1 pseudogene is annotated in these 875 nt (G+C 57.0%); it reads right to left on the bottom strand.

The annotated features are described in order from the left end of the window. Positions 1-638 (bottom strand): annotated as a pseudogene (locus NW818_RS12345) (hypothetical protein); the annotation flags it as partial. Positions 639-875 lie beyond the last annotated feature (237 nt).

Raw genomic sequence — 875 nt, forward strand, 5'->3', positions numbered from 1 at the left:
TGATCGCGCCAGCGGGACGGAGTCCTTTGGTTGGCCCAGATTTCATCCAGCAAAACCTGCACATCTGGATGTACAAAGGCCACATCGCTGAGGATGTGATAGATCTGTTCCAGTTGATGGCCCGATAAGGTCAAAGCCGATGAAGATACGGGCAGTTGGGGACGATCCCCCGGCGCACGGCAGCGAAAATTATCTCTCCGCCTAGAGTTGGCCTGAATTTGTTGCAGCCAACCCCGGGCAGCCAGGTAATCCAGCTCTTTGCGCAGGGTGCGATGGGTCTTGTGAAAGGGTTGAGCAGATAGCAGCGCTTCCAGATCGGGAACTTCTGCTTTTAAGGCGGCCAATAGGTTGGGATCCTTCAGCCAAAACCTCAAGGGTTTCCAGCAAATGCAGTCAACATCAGGACAGGGTGAAGGGATCCCTTGTGCCAGATCCTGCTTGGGGTGCCGTGGTGAGAGCAAGCGATCCCGGATGTGGGTGTAGCCAAAGGTTTCCGGCAGGTCTGGCCAGCGGTTTTCGCCATAGAGGCAGTGGAGCAGTACCCACAGGCGCACGGCCCGCTCCAGGCGCTCGGCCAACTGACCGCCCGCTAACCAACGCAACACTTCCACCGTCAAAGGCAGCTCAAATCCGCTCATCCGACAGTTCCCTCGGTTCTTAGGTCAACCAGTTGATGGCACTTCAGGCCAGGGGTTTTCTTGGAGCAAGGCGCAAGTGAGAGCCTGACCACTCTGCCACGATTTGGAATCCCCCACTTCCAATCTCTTCCATACTGAAGTCAACCTGTCTCGTCAAATCTGCCCATGGCTGCTGTGGCACTGCATTTGCTTTCCGGCTGTCTGGCCGCTCGCGCCAGCGGGACGGAGTCCTTTCGC

Origin of the sequence: Synechococcus sp. R6-5 (genome assembly GCF_047461775.1) — a bacterium.
GTDB lineage: Bacteria > Cyanobacteriota > Cyanobacteriia > Thermostichales > Thermostichaceae > Thermostichus.